This is a genomic window from Paenibacillus sp. UMB4589-SE434 (assembly GCF_030226685.1).
In the GTDB taxonomy this organism is placed as follows: Bacteria; Bacillota; Bacilli; order Paenibacillales; family Paenibacillaceae; genus Paenibacillus_B.
In genome coordinates, this window is sequence record NZ_JASOYK010000006.1 from 20,865 (window position 1) to 39,010 (window position 18,146).

The following is an 18,146-nucleotide window of genomic DNA, read 5'->3' on the forward strand; positions in this document are numbered from 1 at the left end:
AGGGATCATTCTATCTTCTTGTACACAGAGGTGGCCTGCAATACATAGTGCAAGTCATGCTTAAGATCATACAGAGACAAGGGAGTTGGACGAGTCATGAACGGTGTTCCGCGCATCAAGCGAACCGTCGAGAAAACGCTTTCCAGTATGAAGAGCCTGCTAGACCTGAAGGGGCTCAAAATGCTAAAAAACCCACTTCAATCCGTGGGCGGTAAGCTGTTTGTCATTTTCGTCGTTAGCATTATTGCATTTGTATTTATCGTGGGGATGCTGTCTTACATGGTGTCCAAAAGTGCTATTGAACGTAAAGTATCTGAGACTAGCTATCAGACGATGATACAGGGCGCAGAAAAGCTGGATATGCAGCTTAATCAGTACATTAAGATGAGTATGCAAATTATGTTCGACCCGAACTTGACCAAGTATGTAAAAAGTTTGAATGATCTTAAAGCAAATACATATGACATGGTCCAAACATTAGACAGCATTCAAAAGACACTTCAAGGGTATACACTAGGCAATGAGTTAATGGAGAACATTTATCTTGTACCTTTAACGGAGAAGAAGCAGACGTTGTCTGCACAAGGGTATAATGTCAGCACACAGATGTTTTATGATCAAAAATGGTTTGAAGAGGTAAAAAATAGCAATGGTCAACCTGTTTGGATAGGTACGATGCCTAACGGTATCAACAAATCTACGACGCCAACCATTGGACTGGCGCGTCAGATGAAAGATGTGTCCACAGGTACTGCCGAATACGTTATCATAATGGAACTGAAGCTGGCATCCATCTCCAACCCGATAAAGGACATTGAGATTGGAGAAGGTTCTTCTGTCCAAGTGATCAATACGCAAGGCGAGTACATGTATGCAGAGGACAGAGCAAAGCTGACAATTGCTGCGGCTAAATGGCTTGTTCCGGACCGCGAGAAGGAGTCTGACAATTGGTCAGGCAGCGCAGTGGTATCCACGGATAGTGGGGAACGTGCGCTGACTGTATTCCATGAGATGCAGTCTACGAAGTGGGTTCTGGTCGGAGCTGTTCCTGTAAAAGAACTTGTGAAGGATGCTTCTATCATTTTGTTGGTTACCTTTATCAGTATGGCGGTTGCAGCCATTATTGCGATTGTGATTGGCTTGCTGGTTATGCGGATGATTTCTAAGCCGCTCATGACCATTCAACGTCTGATGAATGAGGGCGCACAAGGGAACCTGGCTGTACGGGCTGAGGTGAAGACACAAGACGAGATCGGGAAGTTGTCTGCAGCCTTTAACGTAATGATGGAGCAGATAACTGGACTTGTGAAACAAACGGAGGAAAGTGCGCGTTCCGTACTGGAGACAGCAGCATCATTGTCTGATGCTTCACGCAGCACGGCGATATCGGCAAGGGAGATTGCAGTTGCTACAGAAGAGATTGCCAAAGGCGCGACCAGTCTGGCAGTTGAGGCGGAGCGTGGTCACGACTTAACACACAATATGGCGGAGCAGATGACCAGTGTTGTTGAGGCTAATACACGAATGGATCAATCTGCACAGGATGTCGAGCAGTCCAGCTCCTCGGGAGCTTCTAACATGACTTCCCTGATGGAGCGTACGATGTCGACAGAAGAAATGATGCGTTCTCTTGCTGGCAAAGTGAATCAATTAAGTGAGAGCACAAAGTCGATTCGTCAAATATTGGACGTGTTAAATAACATGACCAAGCAGACCAACATTTTATCGTTAAATGCCACTATTGAGGCGGCCCGAGCAGGTGCGGCGGGAAAAGGCTTTATGGTAGTTGCTGACGAGATACGCAATCTGGCGGACCAGTCTCATCGGTCAATTGACGTTGTTGGGCAGATTACGGAAAAGATTCAACAAGAAATTATCGAGACGGTTGAAGCATTGTCTTCTGCATTCCCGATCTTCCAGATGCAGACGGACTCTGTTCGCGAGACTGACGTTATATTTAATCAAGTACAGCATCAGATGGGCGGTATGATTGGTAATTTGCAGCATGTGACTGGCTCGATCGAGCGTTTGAGTCAAGCACAAGCAACACTGGTTGAAGCGATGAGTAATGTGAGCGCGGTCGCGGAGGAAGCTTCTGCAACTTCTGAGGAAGTGGCATCTCTTAGCGGCGAACAACTGAACATTTCTACTCGTTTAGTAGAGTTGTCGCAGCAGTTGGAAGAAGTGTCTACACAGTTAAAAGATTCTTTGTCTCATTTTAAATATGAATAATTAGTATAGGGAAGCCCGTTAGCCCACTGATCCTTCACAGGATTGGTGGGCTATTTCTGTTGATGATAATGAACGGTGACAATATTGAAAGGGTAATGAAAGAGAAATCAGACTCTTCTTAGGAAGGATTGGCTTATGCTGATGTTATCAAAGATGAAGCAATAGATAGAGGAGATGAACATAAGTGGAGATGCTCAAAGTCAACAAACTCGTTAAGACTTACGAGGGCAAAGTTGCCACTCCAGTGTTAAAAGGAATTAATTTGGCTGTTCGGCAAGGTGAATTTGTGGGTGTAATGGGCCCTTCTGGAAGTGGCAAGACAACATTGCTTAATATGGTGGCAACGATAGATTCGCCTTCTTCTGGCGAAGTGATGATTAACGGTATGAATCCACACACGTTAAAGAAGGATAAACTGGCGTCTTTCCGTCGCCGTGAGCTTGGGTTTGTGTTTCAATCCTTTAATCTGCTGAACACGTTAACGGTAGAAGAAAATATTGTACTTCCGCTTACGTTGGAAGGTGTTAGCGTTCGCAAGATGAAAAGTGATGCACGATTGCTCGCTGATCGGCTTGGAATTACGCCTATTTTGGATAAGCGCTCGTATGAGATATCCGGTGGCCAGATGCAGCGTACAGCTATTGCCCGGGCAATCATCCATCGTCCGAAGCTGTTGTTGGCAGATGAGCCAACAGGCAACCTGGATTCGAAATCTTCCAAAGATGTAATGGAAACGCTGGAGAATATTAATAAATCGGATGGTACAACGATGATGATGGTTACGCATGATGCGTTTGCAGCGAGTTATTGTGACCGTGTCATTTTTATAAAAGATGGTGAGCTTTACCACGAAATCTTTAACTCGGGCAATCGCCAAGTATTTTTCCAACAAATTATGGATGCCCTGTCTATGATGAGCGCTGATAGCAGCGAATTCTCAACTGTTCGGGTGTAAGTGGGGGCGGCCATCATGAACAAAACAGACGTGTGCATAATTAGGAGGTACCGCAAGTGAATTTCAGACAGTTCGCCTTTAACAACGTGTTCCGCAACAAGCGGACCTACGCCGCTTATTTTTTAAGCAGTGCGTTCTCAGTTATGATCTTTTTTATTTATTCGGTGATTGCCTTTCATCCAGAAATGCAAGAAGGCATGGTTGTTAATTTAGCATCTCAGGCGATGAAAATTGCACAATGGATCGTATACGTATTTTCCTTTTTCTTCATTTTGTATTCGGTTAGCGCCTTCCTGAAGACGCGTCAGCATGAATTTGGCGTGTTGATGATGCAGGGGATGTCCCATCGTCAAATGAATCGGCTTGTCTTTCTTGAGAACATGATTATCGGGATTGCCTCCATCGTTGTAGGTATAGTGGTTGGCCTTGTCATGGCTAAAGTTGGCCTGATGGTGGGCGGTAATATGATGGATGTTCAGCTAAGCTACTACATTGCACCTAAAGCATTAACGCTTACGGGTGGGTCCTTTTTTATTCTGTTTATTGTTATTTCCTTCTTAACGCAATTTATGATTGGCAAGAGCAAAGTGATTCAATTGCTCCAAGGTACAAACAAGCCTAAGCCAGAGCCGAAAGCTTCCTTATTGCTTTCTCTGTTGTCAGCTATATTGCTTGGGGGCGGTTATTTCTTGGCAGCAACTGCAAATGCCGGGACGATCGGAATTTTAATGCTTCCGGTCATTGTAATGACGATTATTGGATCTTATTTCTTATTTACACAACTTAGTGTATTTATTATCAATTTGATGAAGAAGAACCGCAATTTATTCTGGCGTCGAACTAACTTAATTACCATCTCGGATCTCGCATATCGGATGAAAGATAACGCACGTATGTTCTTTATGGTATGTATTGTGTCCACAGTTGCTTTCTGTGCAGTCGGTTCGCTGGCTTCCTTCGGCGTACTAGGCAAGCAGACGGAACTTAGTTATCCGTTTCAGGTAAGTTATTTGTCTAAAGGTGATAACAAGAAGGCGAATGAGCATCTGAACAGTATTGAAGTTGGTTTAAAAAATGCGAATGCTAAATATGATAAAGTGACTACATTGGTGCTTTATCAGACTAGTAAGCAGAGTGAAAGTGGAATTAGCTTGCTAAGTGCTTCGGAATATAATAAGCTCGCGGCTGTGCTTCATATTGACCCTGTTCAACTTAAAGGCAATGATGCGATGGTCCTGCCGCACAACTTCGAGTATAAAAAAGTACTTGGTACGGGTAAGCGGGACATCACTTTAAAAGAGTCAGGCATTAAGCTTCATTCAATTGGTGTGGCAGAAGGCCCTGTAATTAGTCAGGGCATGGGCTCAAACTGGGCTGTCATTAGTGATGAAGCAGCGGAAATAATTCAAGGTTCTTCTAAGAAAGGAATCGTAACCGGTTATCATCTTGATAATTGGGAGGATGCAAAGGGTGTTGGCCAGAATATTAATGAGGAGCTTAAGTCCTGGTACGAAGCACATGCAGAGGATAGGGAGGCAAGTTCGAGCTTTGACTTTACTTCACTTGCAGATTCGCTTGCAATGCAGAATCAGATGTACAGCATTATGATGTTCTCGGCGTTACTGGTAGGTGCTGTATTCTTTATCGCTTCGGGAAGCTTCTTGTATTTCCGATTATATACCGATCTGGAACAAGATAAAGAACGCTACAAAGCAATTGGAAAAATTGGTCTTAAGGATAAAGAACTAAGCAAGATAGCGACTACTCAGCTGCTGTTATTGTTCTTTATACCGATTATTGTAGCCATTATCCACAGTGTATTTGCCTTTATGGCTTTACAAAGCTTGATGGATCTATCAATTGCTGGACAGGCTTTTAAAGTGTTAGGTGGTTTTACAGTTGCTCAGATTGTTTACTTTATGGCAATCCGCTGGCGTTATATGAAACATTTGCGTGAAGCATTGCATTAAAGTCAGAAAAGTCGCTTATGGAAAAGGAGCCCTTGCGGGGGCTCCTTTTTGTTTGTGCTCTGATGTTGTTTATTTGGTAGTGAGTGTGTTAGTGTCCTGACGTCTTAGCATGGCTGGGGGTGCGACTTGGCTTTAATTCATTTTTATCAGATCCCCATAAGCCTTTCTTATGCTTTCTGGCCTTACGCTCAAGCTGTACGAAGTGCTCCGCATACATAACGTTAGGTGGGATTGTCATCGCATTGGCGTAACCTTCAGTCACTAAAGTTTCGTTAAACATTTGGGAGTGATTATGTATAAATACATAACGCAGGAGTCTGCCGTATTTGTCTGTATTTCCGGTGTCTGAAAATAAGTATACCTGCTTGCCTGTCAGCTGTTCTTTAGTGAATTGGCTGGCTTCCTTGCCGTAATACTGAACCTTACCATGAGTTTCGGGGGTATTTACCCCAATAAGCCTAACTTTATGGCCTGATTTGGTTACAAATGTATCCCCATCTACGACACGTTGTACGGTGTCTGACTCATATGTTTTACCTTTAAGTTCAGGATAGTTTTGAATCAGCTCCTGAACGATGGATTTAGAGTTCCCATCTGTTGAAGAAACACAGCCAGCTAAGAGAAAGGCTGCAACCGTAGGTATGATCATATACTTCACTAGCAGCGCAAGCATGTGGGAGGGCAAGAACGCTCGTTTTTGGTTGGTATGATGCATGTTTTTATCTCTCCTTCTTCTAACAGTATGACAAAACTTCGTGGTGGGAAGCAAGGTTGATAGTAGGAATGGTAGAAATAACCTAATGTTGCTATTGCAATATGGGTAAATTTATGATATCTTATGGTCAATCTTAATATGAGTCGTGAACGGAAGAACCGTCATGAAGCGATAAGCCGCATTAGAGGCTGAAGCTTTATGACGGTTTTTTTGCGTTCCTGAGGAGGGAGTATGTCACATTTCGGTAAACAGGACTGGATTATGGCGTTGCCAGATAAGCGTCTAATTGATTGCATCTATGATTACTGGAAGCATAGTGTTTATGCGGATGAAGTGCGTCTTCGTGTATTTTCACAGCTGGATACGCTTCAACATTATTTGACCCTCCAATCGGATGCCCTGCTGCTAGTCGTTGCTGCGGGATGGTTGAGCGAACTTCAACAATATCCGGATTGGACCCGAATTAAGAATGCCATGCAGGTTGTGGTGATGTCCGAGCAGTTGTCAGCTGCTAATGCAACGGAGCCCACAGTTACTCCTTACCAGCCTCTATCGAAGTTATTCGAGCAATTATGTTCTATTGCTCCGCGTGATGGTTCCAATCTATTAAGAGTAGTAGATCAGGAGGGAGCAGTTAGCAGCCATACTCGAGTATTAACTGTATGTTCGGCAGGCGGTGGCAGTGGCAAGACGACTATAGCTTTTCATTTAGCTAGGCATGCATCAGCCTGTGGACAACGGGTATTTTATTGGAATCTGGAAATGTTGCAGGATTGGAAGTCTCTCCTTGATCATCCCGAGGCAGGGGATTGCTCCACGAATGTAAATAGCTTTTCTAAGCTTCTCTATCATTTACGATCAGCGATAGAGAAGCCACCCAGTATATCAGTTGATTCCTACACAGTCGAGATTCCGGCGATTCGTGCGACGACCTTTGCATATGCTTGCCGCCATGAAGAGTGGGAGGTTCTTGATGGCAATATGTTCAGTATGCTGTTGGAGTGGCTAACAGATACGAGGCGGTTTGATTTAATTATTATTGATACCGGCGTTATGAACAGGTGTATTACTGCTGCACAGTTCAAGAGTCAGGCTATTGTATATCTGCTCCTGGATGATTTTCCTCTACTAAGCAAGACAGAACAGTGGATGCAGCAGCAAGGAATGGAAGCTCCAGACTGGTCGGCGCAAGTGCTTCCACGAACTAAGTTTATTGTGAACCGATATATGGGAGCGATGCTTAATCGATGGAACAGTCAAGAAGTGAAGATTAGCGGGTTTCTACCTTATATTCCATCCTGGAAGCAGCTTCATCGACAAGAGCAGTGGTTTAGCTCTGCCGTGTTTCAGGCAGCCTTGGAAGAGTGGATTGGTGTACACCTGCCCTGGCTGGTGCGAGGGGGGAAGGTATCAGATGAAGAAAATATTCGGTATGGCTATTAATCGGAATAAGATGTTCACAGAACAAGCAGAAGTAATTGATTCTGCAAATGAAGCCGAGCGAGATAAGCGTATTGATCTGGAAGGACTCTATTTGGATATACGACAACATGTAAGGAGCATGATGGAATGGGAGGAGAACATAGAGGACGCTGTCCTCTATAGAAGAATTGAGAACGCCTTGTTTGCACAGCCATTGGCAAGCAGTTTAACTTCTACAGAGATGATCAGCGTTGTACGACGGGTCTTTTATTCTTTTCGTGGCCTAGATGCGCTGCAACCATTAGTCGATGATCCTGCAATTACGGAGATTATGGTAAATAGTCACGAGGAAATATTTATTGAGCGTGGCGGGAATATGGAGCAGCTAACGATGCAGTTTGAGAGCAGGGATAAGCTCGAAGATGTCATTCAGTCTGTAGTATCCAGAGTGAATCGTGTAGTGAACGAGTCTTCGCCTATTGTCGATGCCCGACTAAGTGATGGTTCAAGGGTACACATCGTACTTCCGCCTGTCGCATTAAAGGGACCGACGGTCACGATCCGCAAGTTTCCAGCGAAACCGATGACGATTGAGTCACTTGTTCATCAAGGAGCTCTCAGTAATGTGGCTGCAGAGTTTCTGCAAATATTAGTGCGCGCGAAGTACAACTTGTTTATTAGTGGCGGGACAGGCTCTGGTAAGACGACATTCCTTAATGCATTATCGCAGTATATTCCGTCCACTGAGCGTGTCATTACGATAGAAGACGCTGCCGAACTTCAGATCCTGACAGTGCCTAACCTTGTTGCATTAGAGACACGTAATGCGAATACGGAGGGCAAAGGTGCAATGGCGATGAAAGATCTCATACGTGCTGCGCTCAGGATGAGACCGAATCGTATCGTTGTTGGAGAAGTGCGAGGGGGAGAGGCTCTGGATATGCTCCAAGCCATGAATACTGGTCATGATGGGAGCTTGTCCACCGGCCATGCTAATGGTGCTAGGGATATGCTAAGTCGGTTGGAAACGATGGTTCTTAGTGGGACGAATATGCCTCTGCCTGTCATTCGTCAGCAGATTGCGTCTGCACTTGATGTAATTGTACATTTAGCCAGACTCCGAGATGGGTCACGGAAAGTGATGGAAATAGCCGAAGTTGAAGGTATTAAGGGAGGTGAGATTGTATTGTCACCACTTTATGTCTTTGAGGAGCATGAGGAACGGGATGGAGTTATCTATGGACAGTTGGAGCAAAAGAAGGAGCTTCTTCATCGTTGGAAGCTGAAGATGGCTGGGATGAGACTGCCTGAATAGGATGCAGTCTACCTTGGGATAGAATTGCAGTTGGATCAGGAGAGTGGAATAGTTGAAGAGGAAAAGTCAGTCTCTGCCCAATTATTCGGTCTATAAGATGTCACTTAGACAGTATGTATTTGCTAGTTTCATCGGGGTCACTGCAATGTGTCTAGTCGGATATTTGTTCTACCAACATTGGCTAGGCGTGCTTGTTATCGGAGCGATGGGCTTTCGATATCCGCGTATCCGCACAAGAGAGTTGCTTAACAGGCGCAGATCACAACTAACGAATCAGTTCAAGCAGGCTTTGTATTCACTAAGCTCTTCGTTGTCTGCCGGTCGATCATTGGAGAATGCATTTAAGGAAGCGATTCATGATCTGACGCTGCTATATCCTGGGGTTGATGTGGACGTTATACGAGAACTTCGTATTATAAGTTCCCGGATGGATAACGGGGAACCAATGGAGCAAGCGCTGTTGGACTTTAGCTTACGCGCGAATCAAGACGACATCTCAAATTTTGCAGATGTAATCGTTACCTGTAAGCGTATGGGAGGTGACTTGATTGAAGTGGTCAGGAGAACTTCCTCCGTTATTGGTCAGAAGATGGATGTCATGCTGGAAATAGAAGTGTTAGTGGCACAGAAGAAGCTAGAGATGAAGGCGATGATGGTTGCACCTTTTATATTCATTGGATTGCTTAAAATGAGTGCTGCTGATTTTCTAATGCCGCTGTATGAAGGGGCAGGCAGAATGATTGCCACAGTTGCCCTTGTGTTATTGTTTTTTGGGATTTGGCTTATTAGCAGGATGATGGATATTCGAGTTTAGACAGGAGGAAGTCCATTTTGTCCAAAGGTGTTTGGTTAGTGGCGGCGATCGCATGCTTTGGAGTGTTATGGTTCGCTAACAGGCGTACAAAGACTGTGTATCAGGAAATTGTGCGTTTATCGGCTTCTAAGAAGTTGGCTTTATGGCTCCCTATCTTTCTCCATTTGATTACGTTTATCCAATCATCTCTCGATACACATCCGCTCCTTGTATCGATCCGACAAGCTTTGTACCAATTACATGGACCCACCCAGTCCTACAATCAATTTCGATTGTTTATGGCAGAACTTACGTTCATTGCCTATGTTGGAATACCTTTAGGCTTTTTATTTACAGCAATGACCGATGGCAGGATAACAAACATGACAGGGGGAGGCCTATTAGCACTACTGTTAATACTTGCCCGTGTTAAAGATGTGTTAAACAAAGCCGAACGGAAACGTCAGGAGCTCCAAATGGAACTGCCAGAATTGCTAAGTAAACTGACATTATTAGTACAAGCGGGCGAAACGGTACAGAAGGCGCTATATACTTGTGTGCAGCGAAAGTCGAGGCAATTGGAGCATCCACTATATAAAGAGCTGGATCGAATGATGAAGGACGTACAGAACGGATATGCGTTTGTACAAGCGTTGGAACAGTTTTCTAAGAGGTGCGCCACACAGGAAGTAGCGATGTTTTCTACAACCTTACTTATTAATCAACGTCGGGGTGGGGCATCATTTGTTCTTGCAATGGAAGAGCTGGGAAGACAACTCTGGGATAAACGTAAAGCGGTAGCACGCAAGCGTGGAGAAGAAGCATCAACCAAGCTTATTTTACCGATGATGCTGATGTTTCTAGTTATTTTAGCAGTAGTAGGCGGACCAGCATTCCTTATGATGAAGTAATAACGTGAACATTTGAGAGGAGAATATAGATGCAAAGTTGGGTACGTACAACAACTAAGTCGTTATTGCAGGACGAAGATGGGCTGGGCATGGTGGAGCTAGTCGTAATTATTGCGATTATCGTTGTGATCGCCATTATTTTTAGAAACGAAATTACTAATTTTATTAAAAGTTTGTTTGTGAAAGCAAGCAATAAGTCAGAGGAAATCTTTAAGTAATGTTTCTTAACAAGCGCAGGAAGCCAGGTGAGATGTGGCGAGGCATAAAGAATGAGAATGGCTCAATGATTATTGAGGCATCTGTTGTATTCCCGATCATTCTTTATTGCTCTTTGGCGATGATATTTATGGGCATGTTTGTGTTTTTAAAGGTAATGGTGTCACATGCTGCCGTCTTAGTCGCTGATCGGGCTGCTATCGTTTGGACCAATAGCAGCAAAGACCCCAAGACTGGATTTTTTCCCAATCATACTTATGATCCGTTATATTGGCGTCTATATCAAGATCAGCTTCTAGATCGAGTGTTGGATATCGGCACGCAACGAGATAACTTTAATGTACATATCCCAAGCAGGATAGGGAGCAGCTTAGCTACAAAGAAGCTGCACAGCGCAGCCGCCTTTGTGCCTCTGCTCTACACAGGCAATGTGCAATTTAACAATTTGCTTATGGAGCGCACTGTAAATGCTTCGCTGGCCAGTCCTATGTTTGATTATTCTGTAGGGCGAATGATCGATCAGGAGATCAATATAGATGGTGAAGCGGTCAGTGCTGTTGTAGAACCTGCAGAATTTATACGAACCGTAGAATTTGTTAGATATATGACGGTAAAGCTGAGGTCTCTAACTCAATTAGGTGCCAATCCTCGCCAAGCGGGGCAACTTATAAAGAATGTTGTATCTGCCCCACCATGACATTTATGAAGAGCGAGGATAATATGTATGTTTTGTTTATATAGGTGGCTCAACACAATTGCTAGGTTGCTAGTCTTGAGGAGGCAGAGAATTGTATATAGTGAGCGAGGCGCGGTCTCTGTTTTCCTCATATTTGTGATTATGGTTGTATTTACACTTATGTCTGTGCTCATTGATTATGCACGTATTGCAGCCTTAGAATGGAGAACTGAAGCAGCAGCCCAGACGGCTGCGCGTTCAGTGATGTCGGCTTACGACCCAGAAGTACAACAGCGCTACGGATTATTTGCGTATGGTCAGACAGACCCCACTCATATTGTAGAGGTCGTGCTGAATAATCATATTCCGCATACAGATGAGGATACTTTTTCCTGGGTCAACATGGAGATTAGGAGTCACGAGACCGAAGTGCTGCGACCTTTGGGAAGACTAGAAGAGTTTGAGCATCAAGTACAGGAAGTGATGAAGTATAAGGCTCCAGTCCAGATTGCTTATGAGCTCATAGGCAAGTTGAAACCTTTGTCAGGAGCGATGAAGGAAGCTGTGCAAGCAACTGAATTGCTGCACAGCATTAAAAGGGATGTTGACGAGCGTAATGATGAACTCGAACAAGTACTCAAGTTGCAGAAGCAAGCACGAGATACAGCAGCTGATGCAGGAGCAAAGCAACTGCTCACACAGAATAATCAGCTCGGGCTATCAGATAGGCCAATAGGCCCCGTAACGACTGCATCAGACATTGTGTCACAATATAATGATTATTTGGACAAGTTAGCAGATAGTGAGGTTATCGAAAAGACGGGACATAAGAAGTATCAACAATTAATTAGCAGGTTTGAAATAGAAGCGCGCCGGCTGGCACAACTTTTGGAACGGAAGGTGAGTGCCGCGAGTGAGCAACAGACAGAAAGTCTTAAAGAAGCTAAACAAACTTTGAATAGAGTGTACGATAAGAATGTATTAATTAGGGACAGGATTCGGCAAGTAAGGGCAACTAGTCAAGGTCAAGGCTATGATCAAGTTCAACAATCCTCTACAGGGCAAACAGTTAGCAACGAGGATGAGAGAACAGTTATTCGTAAGTTTAAAGAATCAATTGATTCACTCGTATTAGAAGATGGTTTTTTTGTAAGATATGAAGCGGAATTACACACACAGGCACAACAGTTTGCTTCTATTGCCCATGAAGTTAATCTGTTTCAGAAACTTGTGAATTCAATACCCGAGAAGGGATCAAAGGTTGACTTGCAAGACTCAGTTACTAATATGTGGAACCTGTGGACGGTGTATGAACAAGACTATATCCGTAGTTCAGGTAATTTGATTCAAGAAAAGGAGAAAGAAGTACGACAAATCACGGGTAGTGATTCTCAACGCCGGAGATTAGATAAAGAAACGAAGCAGGAGCTTGGTAAAGTGTCAGATCTACTCGGATCATTAAGGAAGATAAATGCCAAGCTTAAAGAACACCAAGCTGTATTTGATGAGGTAAAGCAGAAAGCAGATCAGATCAAATTATTCAATAAGAGGGAACACCATGCTGATTTACAAGTCGGCGGTGTTGAAAGTGACCCCACTGAGCAAGTCGCTGCTTCAATGGACGGTATTACTGCCTTGTATAGCAACTTGGGGAGTATGGTTAATGGAGCAAGGGATCGTTTATTCCGTAATGAGTATGCCTTCTTGTATTTCAACAGCTATGATCCCACGAAGTTGAAGTCTTTGCTCCATGAGAGTCAGCCATCACATGAATTGCTGCAATCGTTAAGCATTAATAATCAGGAATTAGAATATGTTATGTACGGCTGGGCAGATCCTGCCGCGAATTTAGCAGCAGCTTATGGCGAAATATTTTCACTAAGATTGGCAGTTCGTACAATGGAGGGTATTGTTCAGTCCGCTCATATGGTTCATCCTATGGTGATTCTAGCTTCAGCCGTATTATACGGTGTACGAATGGCATTTCAAGACATGATTGCACTGATGACTAAGAATGAAGTTCCTCTATCTGCATATGCACCTATGGTAAATTTGTCCTATAGTGATTTCTTACGGTTATTTATGATGCTGCACGGAGATAAGGAGCAAATGTCAATACGTATGCTTGCACTTATACATAACAATACAGATTTGGATCCTATTGTGAGAGGAACATATGGTCAGACAGACTTAAAGGCACGGATGAAACTGTGGTTTCTTCCAGGTGTCATTAAGCTTCTTGGTGAATCTGGATTAATAGGAGGGCAAATTGCAGATGGATATTATGAAGCGACACGCCGCTCTGTATTTGCCTACTAGATTAAAGAAGCCAGCTTATTCGTTTGGATCAAAGTGGGAGAGGTCAGATGGTGGAATCATCCTGGAAGCGGCCATACTGTTGCCGATGGTTCTTTTACTCTTCTTATTTTTCATTTATATGATACAAGCAGCCCTAATAGCAACTGCTTTACAGTCAAGTGCTTCGAATTCAGTGAAAATGGTCGCTGCCCACATGTATCCTGTCGTATTAGCATTACAAAATGATGAATCGAGTAGTGGAGGTTCACACGATAATAAAATTCCCCGTCCTCCGGCAATGGCGATGCGCCTAACAGTTAATGAATTTGGGCAGAAATTTGGGAACATTCTTCCGCATCCTGCAGCAGATTGGGTACAAGATATAGGGCAGTGGGCAGGTCAATATGCTGAGTCATTAGGGGAGCAGGCGCAGGCTGTGCTTGGACAAGCATTGTTTCAACCGTTGTTAGCGCGTTACGGAGTACAAGGAGTATTAACGCCGAGTCGTATTCGTGTTACACATTTAAAATTGCCTGACTTAAAGGAGAAGAAAGAGCCTTATATTGCACTTGAGCTTGAATATGATTTACCGATGCGTGTACCTCTATTAATGAATACAGTGACGTTGAAGGCGCGAGCGGCAGAGCGTGTCTGGATCGGGGATAGCCCTTTATCAGGTTCAGTTACGAATCCCACGCAGAAAGATAAACCAATACCCCAAATCATTAGGCTGGAGCCCAATCCACTGAAGCCATGGGGAATGGCAAGACTAATAGCCAAGGCAGCTCCGCATGAACGGATTAAGCTTATGGTGTACTACAAGAGTGGTGAGAGCATAGCCAAGGGGCTTGAATGGAAGCATGCAGATGCTGAAGGAAATGTGGTTTGGGAGTGGAACGTATCGGGCCATACTTCTGCAGGAATTTGGCGGCTGCAGGTTATAACGGAAAGTGGCATGTCAGCTGATATGAATTTTCAGGTGCAGTAGCTACAGAATTAGATCTACAGATTAGATGTGGAAGGAGGAGGTCGTCATTGCAGTTAGCCGAGGGAGCAACTGCCGTATTGCTGATAGCGGCTGGCGTTGCGGATATACGGACTCGTAAAATACCTAACAAGCTTAATCTGACCGCAGTTGTGACAGCATTATTGTATTACGCTGTTGTTGATGGGACGAAAGGTATAGTAACAAGTGGATTGGGACTTCTCAGCGGCTTCGGGTTATTACTACTGCTATACATAGGCCGGGCAGTAGGCGCTGGCGATGTAAAGTTATTTGCTGCGCTCGGTGCATGGATGGGTAGTTATTTTGTGTGGAACACATTTTTCTACTCCATCTTATATGGTGGAGTGATTGCTTCAATATACTTGTTGTATCACTATCGATCATTAGGTAGACGATTTGTTCAGATGGTGCTGCTGTTTATTGGGGTGAAATCCTTTGATATGCTTCGAGAGACCGTAATTCGACCTTCTACTTTTCCGTTCATGCTGGCAGTGATTCCAGCAGCGCTGACTGTACATTTTATGGACATGTGATGGCGATAAAGGACCGCGTTTGCCTTGAATTGGAGGAGGGCATGATTGTTGAAAAGGAGTGAGACATGTCAACGACATATGGGTATCATGGAGACTTTGTAAATGAGGTTACTTTGTGCATGAAGCTGTTGAGAGACCCGCCAGTAAAGTCAGATGAACTAGATGTCCATCCCATAAGGATGATGCGCCAGTGCCCGGTTCCTCATTTGCTTGAGTTGGATGTTCGAGAGATCGATTATAATGTGCAACTGATCTATGATATTAGCGGCAAGAAGATGCTTCAGCAGCAGCTTCGTAGTGAATCCATAGCTGAATTGCAATATTATGAGCTCTTGTTGCAATTATTGGGGATTGTTGAGGAATGTCGAACGTATTTGCTGCATCCAAACCAACTGCTGCTGCACGAGCAATTTGTGTTCATAGAGGGTGGATTATCTCATGGTAGATTATACGTCCCTTATGTTCCCTTGCAGCAGGCGATTCATGAGCACGCAGCTTTGCATGGAATTCAACATTTGGCTGTTCAATTGTCGGGGAACGTTCATTCCTGGAGTGGCGATAGGTTTCAACGTGTCATTCGTATGCTGAACGATGGCAGCTACTCCCTATCCCAAGTTCGACATTTCCTGCAATGTATTCTATCCCCAACTACTCAAGAATCAACGTATGATAATAATAGTCAAGCACAGCCGGCCCATTCAGAAATGTCTACACCTATCCAGCGAGAGCGTGTCAATAGGCTTAACAAAGAGGGGCTAAACGATGAACCTCGACCACATTTTAGCAATCCCGAGAATCTGCCAGTAAGTGCAGCTTCTCCAATTCACTTAAAGAACGGTCGGCAGAATAGGTCTTCAGGACATGAGCGATACCCAATGAATAGAATCGTTGAACCTGAGAGAGGAGATAGATATTCCAGGTTAGGGGAACAGGAAAAGACAGAAAGACGTGCGTGGAACGTGCAGGAGAGGATTGCTGACAATGGGGATATCGATTATCAGGCAAACGCGGTGCTGAAGGGCTCGGGTATTATCGGTGCAGCCATTTCAATTCTTATCTTGACGGCAGGTTGGGGATTAGGTTATTTAAGACGTAACGATAATTTAGGTATGGTATTAAGCTGTGGTACCACTTTAATTGGTTTATGGTTCGGCTGGGCATGGAAGAAAGGTTGGGTTTTTTCCTTGCTCTCGCATTTGCGTGATCGAGTATTTTTACAGCGCACAGATCATACTGATCCGGGGAGCGTTGAGCTTCCTGACTTTGCCTCGATTGAGCTGACATCTCAATTGAGTGACAGAGCAATAGATAGGTCAGAGCATCAGAATTATAGCGGGCGTCCTGAGCATGGTTTGGATACGAGGGATTGCACATCGGAGCGTGTTGCTGCAGCTTCCCTGTTTAAGGATGGGATGAGAACGGGAAGTTATGCGGAATATCCTTCTACTTATACAACCAAGTTTTCAAATGATTATGAGCCTATTAATCCTTTGCTGCAAACGATGCAGCAAAAAGAAATAGAGCTTGTAAATAAAGAGAGTTCTGCTAATATGTCAGACCAGCATTACGAAGCTCTTCCGTTTCAGACGACAATGATAGGTATGTCAAATCCGGATGCAACGATGATGTTGGATGATATTGTGCACGCAGGGCAAGGACGTCAAGGTGTGAAGCGTGTAATGATAGAACGGCTTGGCGACGATAACAGGACTGTAATTGATTCCATTGAAGCTAATGAGTGGCCTTTTGTCATAGGGCGGGCTGATCAAGGTGTGCATTATTACATTCCGCAGATGGGTATTTCTAAGCTGCATTGTGAGTTAATTAATGAAGAGACGCATATCAGTATCAAAGATCTGGGTTCAAAGAATGGAACGGAACTCCAAGACGAACTGCTGATTCCCTATAAGTCTTATCTGATTCAGAACGGAGATTGCTTTAAGATAGGGACCTCTATGCTAAGGATGGTTGTAAGGGAAGGTTGAACAGCAAGTACGGTATGGTAATAATGGTAGGTAGGGCTATACAAGTTGTAAGGGCTATTTCGTCAGGTGGGATGCTGCTGACGGAATAGCCCTTATAATTTCTAATTATATAATGCGGTTTGTCGTAGAGCTCGAAGGGCGCGCTCCACGGAACCATATTGAAATGTGAACCCATGCTCCAACGCTTTGGAAGGGTATACGCGCTGACCCTCAAGCAGAAGTAATGACATTTCGCCTAACAATAAGCGCAGTGACCAAGCGGGAAGAGGTAGCCAGAAAGGGCGACTGTATACGTTGGCTATTGCCCGCCCAAACTCTTCATTCGTCACCGATTCCGGAGCGGAAGCGTTCACAACACCGCTCAAACTCGCGTCTTTAACGACAAAGTCAATCAGCTGAACCAGATCATCAATATGTATCCATGAGAAAGGCTGCTTCCCGCTGCCTATGCTTCCCCCTATACCTAATTTAAAGGGCAGCAGCATTTTGGGGTAAGCTCCATCGTCAGTAGACAGGACGGGGGCGATTCTTAACTTAACAGTCCGCTTGGCAGGTATGGAATCTGCACTGGCCTCCCATTGACGAACCACATCTGCCAAGAAATCATCTCCGTCAGGTGGACTTGTCTCGTCAAACACACCGGTTAAGGAGGAACCGTAAACGGATGATCCAGAGGCACTAATAAATAAAGGAAGCGGGTTGCCTATTGATTGTACCCACTCATTTAGCCGCCTGGCAGGCATAATTCGTGAAGCGACGATTCTATTCTTGGCTGACTCGGTCCACCTTTGGTTAATTGTTTCGCCTGCCAGATTCACCGCTACATCTATGTTCTGACATGACGTAGACTTCTTTAAGTCAGCCCAACGCAGAAAAGAGGGCTGCTTACCTTGAAAGCTGCGTCGGGGAGCGGAGTGGGATCTGGTGATGATGACAACCTCATGACCTTCATTGAGCCACCATTCAGCCAACGCGTGTCCTACTAAACCTGTGCCGCCAGTGATTAACATTTTCATACCATTCCTCCTTCCCTTGTTACTCACCAAACCATTTCCTATTCGATCTGACTGTGTTTGTGTGGAGAAGGACATATTAACAAACCAATGAAGTTGAACAAGA

General features: G+C 44.3%; 15 protein-coding genes. 13 read left to right on the plus strand and 2 right to left on the minus strand.

Translation table 11 applies throughout. From position 1 onward, the window contains the following. Positions 1-96 precede the first annotated feature (96 nt). The 3 genes from QP775_RS18830 (at position 97) to QP775_RS18840 (ending at position 5,157) form a co-directional block, all read left to right on the plus strand. Positions 97-2,232 (plus strand): methyl-accepting chemotaxis protein, encoded by a 2,136-nt coding sequence (locus QP775_RS18830; protein ID WP_285108357.1) that lies wholly within the window; start codon positions 97-99, stop codon positions 2,230-2,232. A gap of 190 nt (positions 2,233-2,422) precedes the next feature. Beyond that, complete coding sequence (locus QP775_RS18835; RefSeq protein WP_239332401.1) at positions 2,423-3,187, plus strand: ABC transporter ATP-binding protein; 765 nt, start codon at positions 2,423-2,425, stop codon at positions 3,185-3,187. 56 nt (positions 3,188-3,243) lie between these two features. Continuing rightward, positions 3,244-5,157: an ABC transporter permease gene (locus QP775_RS18840; RefSeq protein ID WP_285108359.1), complete on the plus strand. Its 1,914-nt coding sequence runs from the start codon at positions 3,244-3,246 to the stop codon at positions 5,155-5,157. Between the two features lie 88 nt (positions 5,158-5,245). Here QP775_RS18840 and QP775_RS18845 read toward each other — a convergent pair whose 3' ends face one another. Continuing rightward, entirely contained in the window at positions 5,246-5,872 is a 627-nt protein-coding gene (locus tag QP775_RS18845) for a thermonuclease family protein (RefSeq protein ID WP_239332373.1), read from the minus strand. 231 nt (positions 5,873-6,103) lie between these two features. Here QP775_RS18845 and QP775_RS18850 point away from each other — a divergent pair, with 231 nt between their 5' ends. The 10 genes from QP775_RS18850 to QP775_RS18895 all read left to right on the plus strand — a co-directional run bounded on the left by QP775_RS18850 (position 6,104) and on the right by QP775_RS18895 (position 17,027). Continuing rightward, positions 6,104-7,315 carry a CpaE/TadZ family protein gene (locus QP775_RS18850; protein ID WP_285108363.1) on the plus strand — a complete coding sequence of 404 codons (1,212 nt, stop codon included), beginning with the start codon at positions 6,104-6,106 and terminating at the stop codon, positions 7,313-7,315. Between the two features lie 118 nt (positions 7,316-7,433). Then, entirely contained in the window at positions 7,434-8,609 is a 1,176-nt protein-coding gene (locus tag QP775_RS18855; protein ID WP_239332400.1) for a TadA family conjugal transfer-associated ATPase, read from the plus strand. 52 nt (positions 8,610-8,661) lie between these two features. Beyond that, the gene (locus tag QP775_RS18860; RefSeq protein ID WP_285108365.1) at positions 8,662-9,423 is read left to right on the plus strand and encodes a type II secretion system F family protein; all 762 of its coding nucleotides are present in this window, start codon (positions 8,662-8,664) and stop codon (positions 9,421-9,423) included. Positions 9,424-9,440: 17 nt separating this feature from the next. After that, on the plus strand, positions 9,441-10,313 hold the full coding sequence (locus tag QP775_RS18865; RefSeq protein WP_239332367.1) for a type II secretion system F family protein: 873 nt from the start codon (positions 9,441-9,443) through the stop codon (positions 10,311-10,313). Between the two features lie 29 nt (positions 10,314-10,342). Continuing rightward, positions 10,343-10,531 carry a Flp1 family type IVb pilin gene (locus QP775_RS18870; protein WP_285108369.1) on the plus strand — a complete coding sequence of 63 codons (189 nt, stop codon included), beginning with the start codon at positions 10,343-10,345 and terminating at the stop codon, positions 10,529-10,531. Between the two features lie 32 nt (positions 10,532-10,563). Beyond that, on the plus strand, positions 10,564-11,226 hold the full coding sequence (locus QP775_RS18875; protein WP_285108371.1) for a TadE family protein: 663 nt from the start codon (positions 10,564-10,566) through the stop codon (positions 11,224-11,226). Positions 11,227-11,301: 75 nt separating this feature from the next. Further along, positions 11,302-13,524 carry a TadE/TadG family type IV pilus assembly protein gene (locus tag QP775_RS18880; protein WP_285108373.1) on the plus strand — a complete coding sequence of 741 codons (2,223 nt, stop codon included), beginning with the start codon at positions 11,302-11,304 and terminating at the stop codon, positions 13,522-13,524. Continuing rightward, complete coding sequence (locus QP775_RS18885; RefSeq protein ID WP_285108375.1) at positions 13,481-14,491, plus strand: AAA family ATPase; 1,011 nt, start codon at positions 13,481-13,483, stop codon at positions 14,489-14,491. Before QP775_RS18880 ends, QP775_RS18885 begins: the two co-directional genes overlap by 44 nt. Before the next feature lie 47 nt (positions 14,492-14,538). Next, positions 14,539-15,042, plus strand: a complete 504-nt coding sequence (locus QP775_RS18890; protein ID WP_239332358.1) for an A24 family peptidase — start codon at positions 14,539-14,541, stop codon at positions 15,040-15,042. A gap of 65 nt (positions 15,043-15,107) precedes the next feature. After that, positions 15,108-17,027, plus strand: coding sequence for a DUF6382 and FHA domain-containing protein (locus QP775_RS18895; RefSeq protein WP_285108377.1), 1,920 nt, complete (start codon positions 15,108-15,110; stop codon positions 17,025-17,027). Between the two features lie 101 nt (positions 17,028-17,128). On the opposite strand, the gene QP775_RS18900 is transcribed toward QP775_RS18895, so the two are convergent. Continuing rightward, positions 17,129-18,043: a TIGR01777 family oxidoreductase gene (locus tag QP775_RS18900; protein ID WP_239332354.1), complete on the minus strand. Its 915-nt coding sequence runs from the start codon at positions 18,041-18,043 to the stop codon at positions 17,129-17,131. Between the last annotated feature and the right edge of the window lie 103 nt (positions 18,044-18,146).